Below are 6,477 nucleotides of genomic sequence, written 5' to 3' on the forward strand. Positions count from 1 at the left end.
GTTCAAGATCGCCAGCCGGGCGCGCGGGCAGATCCGCCAGCCGCTCGACAGTCGGGCGCAGGTGTCGATCTCGGTGGTCGATACGCGCGGCAGCATCCTGGGGCTGGTGCGGGGGCCGGATGCGCCGGTGTTCGGGGCCGATGTGGCGGTACAGAAGGCGCGATCGACGGCGTTCTTCTCGGGGAGCCGGGTGCAGGCTGATCTGGGCGCGGTGGGCGATGCCAATGTCAGCGCCTTTGCGCCGCGGATCAGCCAGTTCTTCGCGGCGGCGAACGGCAGCCCGAACGGGCAATGGGCGTTCAGCAACCGGGCGATCGGCAATGTGGCGCGGCCCTATTTTCCCGATGGCGAGGTGGCGCGGGCGCCCGGGCCGCTGAGCCGGCCGATCGGGCAGTTCTCGCCCTTTTCCAACGGGCTGCAATCGGCGCTGATCACGCCCAATCTGGCGGCGCTTCTGGGCGGCACCGAATCGGCGCGCTGCACCTTCCTGCCGCTGCATGGCGGCGGCTCGAACCGGCTCGCCAACGGCCTGCAGATCTTCCCGGGCGGGGTGCCGATCTATCGCGGCGCGGTGCTGGTCGGCGCGATCGGCGTGTCGGGCGACGGGATCGACCAGGACGACATGACGGCGTTCCTCGGGCTGCATAACGCCGGCGTGCGCGTCGGCGGAATCGGGCTGCCGCCCGCCGCCATCCGCTCGGACCAGATCAGCGTGCCGCTGTCTGGCAGCCCCGGGGTGCGGCTGCGCTTCGTCGGCTGCCCGTTCGCCCCCTTCATCGATACGGCCGAGCAGAATGTCTGCCAGGGCCTCTAGTCCCCTTCTCTGCCTCGTGTTGACGGCGCTGGCGGCGACGCCGGCCGAGGCCGGGCCGTTCTCGAAATGGTTCGACTGCTATGCGCCGCTGGCGCCGGCCAATGCGGAAATGGCGGCCGAGGCAGAGGCGCGCGAAGGCGGCGAAGCGGCCAACATGCCGGTCGAGGGCCGACGGCGGCCGGGGCTGTTCAGCCGTGACCTGGCCGACCGCGTCCAGCAGGCCAACCCCGGCGCCGTGGCGCTGCCGCAGGCCGGCAACTTCCCGCGTGACCATCTGCCGGTGCCGGACCGCTGGCGGCTGGTGGAGACGCTGGGGCTGGTGAAGTCCGACTGGCGGGACCCGTACAACCAGAACACGCTGAAGGGCGACCGGCCGCTGTGCGGCACGCATGACAAGTTCTTCCAGCTGACATTGATTTCCGACACCGTGGCCGAGCCGCGCAGCTTTCCGACGCCGGTGGGCAACCAGACCACCGAGCGGCCGGGCAACAACGATGTCTTCGGCCGCCAGCATTCGGCGGTGTTCGCCCAGACCTTCATTATCGGGGCGGCGCTGACCAAGGGCTCGACCGCCTTCAAGCCACCCGACTATGAGCTGCGCGCGGCGGTGGCGGTGCAGTTCAACCATGTCGATGTGTCCGAGCGGCGGGTGCTGCTGGTGGAGCCGTCGCGGCCGTCCTACCGGTCCGACGCGTTTTTCGGCGTGCAGGAGCTGTTCTACGACAAGCATCTGCGCAACGTCTCGGACCGCTACGACTTCGATTCAGTGCGGATCGGCATCCAGCCGTTCAGCTCGGATTTTCGCGGTTTCCTGTTCCAGGACAACCAGCTGGGCCTGCGGTTCTTCGGAACGCGGGACAACAACCGGCTGCAGTATAACCTGGCGGCGTTCGTGCGGCTGGAGAAGGACAGCAACTCCGGGCTGAACGCGATCCTGCGCTCCCCGCGCCAGGATTATGTGCTGACCGCCAATGTCTATCGGCAGGACCTGCCGCTGCCGGGGCTGACCAGCCAGCTGGCGGTGACCTGGAACATTAACCGCGAGGCCGGCGATGTGCAGGTCGATACCAACGGCTTTCCGGTGCGGCCGGCGCTGATCGGCGAGTTGCGCGGGCGGGACTATGACGCGGTCTACCTCAGCTACAATGCCGATGGCCGGGTGGGCCGGGTCAACCTGACGGCGAGTGCCAGCTATGTGATGGGCACCAACCGCAACAATATCTTCACCGGGCGTCCGTCGAAAATCCGGGCGTTCTTCGTGGCGGCCGAGCCGTCGATGGACTTCAACTGGATCCGGGTGCGGCTGTCCGGCCTCTATGCCAGCGGCGACAAGGACCCGTTCGACGATGTCGACCGGGGCTATGACGCGATCTTCGAGAATCCGCAATTTGCCGGGGCCGACACCAGCTACTGGATGCGGCAGACGATTCCATTCGCCGGCGGCGGCCGGGCGATCGCCGTCAATGGCCGCAACGGCCTGCTCAACTCGCTGCGCTCCTCCAAGGAGCAGGGGCAGAGCAACTTCACCAACCCCGGCACAATGCTGCTCGGCGCGGGCGCCGACTTCGACGTGCTGCCCGAGTTGCGGGTGACGGCGAACGCCAATTACCTGTGGTTCGCCACCACCGAGGTGCTGCAGGTGCTGCGGGTGGAGGGGTCGATCCCGCGCGAGATCGGCGCCGACCTGAGCCTGGCGACGATCTGGCGGCCAAAGATGAACCAGAATCTGGTGTTCCGCCTGTCCGGCGCGGTGCTGCAGCCGGGGCGGGGGCTGAAGGACCTGTTTGCCAATTCGCCGCGCGACAGCCGTTATTATTCGGTGCTGTTCAACGCCGTGCTGGCCTATTGAGATGCGGCGGCTGCTGATCCTGATGGCCGCCTTCGGGCTGGCGAGCATCGGCATCGCGTCGGAAGGCGAGAAGCCGGTGATGCGCGACTATGCCCGCGTGTCCGTGCCGCCGGCGCCCAAGGCGCAGAGCTGGGCCGAGGCCGACGCGAAGAGCGCCGGTTGCATCTCCTGCCACACAGCCTCCGACCAGAAGACCATGCATGCGGCGCCCTCGGTGGTGCTGGGCTGCACCGACTGCCATGGCGGCGACACGCAGGTGGTGGCGCCCGCTGCGCTGGCGCGGACCGACCCGGCCTATCGCAAGCTGATGAGCGACGCGCATGTGCTGCCGCGCTATCCGGAGGTCTGGCACTGGCCGTCTTCGGCCAACCCCAAGCGCTCCTACACGCTGCTCAACAAGGAGGCGCCGGCGTTCGTCAAGTTCGTCAACCCGTCCGACTACCGGGTGGCGCGCGAGGCGTGCGGGGCCTGTCATCTGGAGACGATCGAATCGGCGGAGCGGTCGCTGATGGCGACGGGGGCGATGCTGTTCGGCGGCGCGGCCTATAACAACGGCATCGCGCCCTACAAGAACTACATCTTCGGCGAGGCCTATACCCGTGAGGGCGGGCCGAAACTGCTTGAACATGGGACAATGGGGCACGAGCCGGCCGGGCATGGGGCCGTGAAGGACGCGCATGGGCTGCCGTCCGAGGCCGGCGCGATATTCTCGCCGCTGGTCGGATCGAAGACGGGCCTGACGGCGGCGGAGCGGGCGCGCGGGGCGCTGCCGTTCATGGTGCCGCTGCCGGCATGGCAGGTGCTGCCGCCGGCCGATATCTTCCGGGTGTTCGAGCGCGGCGGGCGGAACATCAACCCGATCTTCCCCGAGATCGGCCTGCCGAACTCGCTGGGGCAGATCCAGCGACTGGAGGAGCCGGGGCGGCCCGACATCCGCCAGTCCAACCGCGGGGCGGGGACCGGGCTGCGGATCGCGGTGCCGGTGATCAACATTCACAAGACGCGGCTGAACGACCCCTTCACCTGGTTCATGGGGACCAACGACCAGCCGGGAGACTATCGGACCTCGGGCTGCGGGGCCTGTCATTCGGTCTATGCCAATGACCGCGACCCCAAGCATTCGACCATCTATGCCAAGTACGGCCGCGACGGGATGAGCATCAGCGCCGACCCGACAATCCCGAAGGACGAGCCAGGCCATCCGCTGCGCCACGAATTCACCCGCGCCATCCCCAGCGCCCAGTGCATGAACTGCCACATGCACCAGCCCAATGTGTTCGTGAACAGCTTCTACGGCTTCACCATGTGGGACTATGAGAGCGACGCGCCCAGCATGTGGCCCGGGCCGGAGAACCGGCTGCCGAAGCCCGAGGGGATGAGCGACGCCGACTATCAGCGGCTCTACAAGCGCCAATATTATCCGACCGCCGCCGAGGTGCGCGAGGCCAATGAGCGCAACCCCGAGGGCGCCGCACCACGCGGGCTGTGGCGGGACATGGACTTTTTGCGCACGGTCGCCGACCGCAACGGGCTCAATACTGACACGCAGTTCGCCGATTACCACGGCCATGGCTGGAACTTCCGGGCAATCTACAAGCGCGACCGCGACGGCAATCTGCTGGATGCCAAGGGCGCGGTTGTCGCCAATGACGATCCGGAGAAGTTCAACCGGACCGGCGCTGACCTGTTCGCCGCGCCGGCCTCAACGCCCGGCGCGGGGCAGAACGGCAAGGCCGTGCACATGCTGTCGATCCATGCCGAGGTGGGGATGCAGTGCGTCGACTGTCATTTCGCCCAGGACGGCCATGGCAATGGCTTCATCCATGGCGAGGTGGCCAATGCGGTCGAGATCGGCTGCAAGGACTGCCATGGTACCGCCGATGCCTATCCGACGCTGCGGACCAGCAACCTCGCCGCCCGGCCTGAGGGCAAGGACCTGTCTTTGCTGCGCAACCCGGACGGGCGGCGGCGGTTCGAATGGGTGAGCGGCGGCGGCGCAAGGCGGCTGGTGCAGCGGTCGGTCAGCGACCCGAAGCTCGAATGGACGCTGAGCCTGGTGAAGGATTCGGTGACGCCTGGGCATCCGGACTTCAACGAGAAGGCGGCGCGGGCCAAGATGATCGGGCGGATCGGCGAAGCCTTCGGGCCGGGCGTCGCCGAGGCGGACCGGGCGCATGGCGACGACAACATGGCCTGCTTCACCTGCCATCTGAGCTGGACGACCAGCTGCGGCGGCTGCCACCTGCCGATCGAAGCAAACTGGAAGACCTCCACCCACAAATATGAGGAGGAGGAGACGCGCAACTACGCCACCTACAACCCGCAGGTGGCGCGCGACGACATGTTCCAGCTCGGCCGGCACCAGACATCCAAAGGCGGGATCATCGCACCGATCCGCTCAAGCTCGGCGCTGATCCTGACCTCCACCAACATCAACCGCGAGCGGATCTATGTGCAGCAGCCGCCGATCGCGGCATCGGGCTTCTCGTCCCAGGCCTTTGCGCCGCACTTTCCGCATACGGTGCGCAAGGAGGAGACCAAGACCTGTTCGGACTGCCACATCTCCGAGAAGGACGACAACAACGCGATCATGGCCCAGCTGATGCTGTTGGGGACCAACTTCGTCAATTTCGTCGGGCTCAACGCCTGGGTGGGCCTCGACGGCGGGCTCGAGGCGGTGCGGGTGACCGAATTCGGCGAGCCGCAGGCGGTGCTCGGCTCCTATCTCCACCGCTTCGCCTATCCCGACTATTACACGCTGCACGTCGAGAAGAACGGCCGCGAGCTGATCAACTGGACGCGCGGCAAGGTGTTCGACAAGAAGCTGTCCGGCGAGACCGACTCGATCGAGGAGTTCGCCAACGTCCACCAGGGCACCGGCGGGCCGGCGCAGTGCATCCAGAACCGCGGCGAATATCTGTTCGTCGCCGAGGGGCGCGGCGGCTTCCGCGCCTATGACATCGCCAATATCGGCAACAAGGGCGTGTCCGAGCGGATCGTCACCGCGCCCTTCTCGCCGCTCGGGCAGAACACGCGGATCAAGTCCCGCAACGCCACCTGCTTCGCCGTCGCCACGACCCAGCCGATCGCCGTCGTCCGCAACGACAGGATGATGGCCGAACAGGCACTGCGCGCCGAGGGCAAGGTCCCCGCCGACCCGCTCGGCGGCATGAACCAGGAGCAGGCCTTCCACCCGATCTACCGCTACGCCTTCATTACCGACAGCGAGGAAGGGCTGATCGTCACCGACATCGACACGCTGAACGACGGCGAGCCGCGCAACAACTTCTTCCGCCGGCTGAAATTCCGCGATGGCAGCACGGCGTTCAACCCCGGCGGGGCGCTGACCGGCGCCCGGCACATCATCCTCGGCGGGCACGTCGCCTATGTCGCAACACCGCGCGGGCTCGTCGTCATCGACCTCGATGACCCGACCGCGCCCCGGATCACGGCGGAAATCGCCCTCCCCGACGCGCGGGCCTCGGCGATCCAGTTCCGCTACTTGTGGGTGACGACCGCGCGCGGGCTCGAGCTGCTCGACGTCACCGACCTCGCCCGGCCGGTCCATCTGCCCGCCGCCACCGTGCCGATCGCCGACGCCCGCAAGCTCTATGTCGCGCGGACCTACGCCTATGTCGCGGCCAAAAGCGAAGGACTGGTTATCGTCGATGTCAAGGCGCCGCGCCGGCCCAGCGTCTACATGCGCTACACTGCCGACGGAAAGCTCACCGACGCCGAGGACGTCGTCGTCGCCTCCACCAACGCCTCGTTGTTCGCCTATGTCGCCGATGGGCGCGCCGGCATGAAAGTCCTC

The 6,477-nt window shown here is 67.4% G+C and carries 3 protein-coding genes; all 3 read left to right on the plus strand.

The window, feature by feature from the left end:
* Positions 1–814: heme-binding protein (locus ACTIFJ_RS09705; RefSeq protein WP_439533909.1), on the plus strand; the 814-nt coding region annotated here is incomplete at its 5' end.
* Between the two features lie 109 nt (positions 815–923).
* Complete coding sequence (locus tag ACTIFJ_RS09710) at positions 924–2,663, plus strand: hypothetical protein (protein WP_439533912.1); 1,740 nt, start codon at positions 924–926, stop codon at positions 2,661–2,663.
* Between the two features lies 1 nt (position 2,664).
* Positions 2,665–6,477: hypothetical protein (locus tag ACTIFJ_RS09715; protein ID WP_439533910.1), on the plus strand; the 3,813-nt coding region annotated here is incomplete at its 3' end.

Source organism: Polymorphobacter sp. (genome assembly GCF_051860865.1).
In the GTDB taxonomy this organism is placed as follows: Bacteria; Pseudomonadota; Alphaproteobacteria; order Sphingomonadales; family Sphingomonadaceae; genus Sandarakinorhabdus.

Excerpts from the sequence above, each read along its gene's own strand:
- ACTIFJ_RS09710 (WP_439533912.1), top strand. The coding sequence starts at position 924 with ATGGCGGCCGAGGCAGAGGCGCGCGAAGGCGGCGAAGCGGCCAACATG.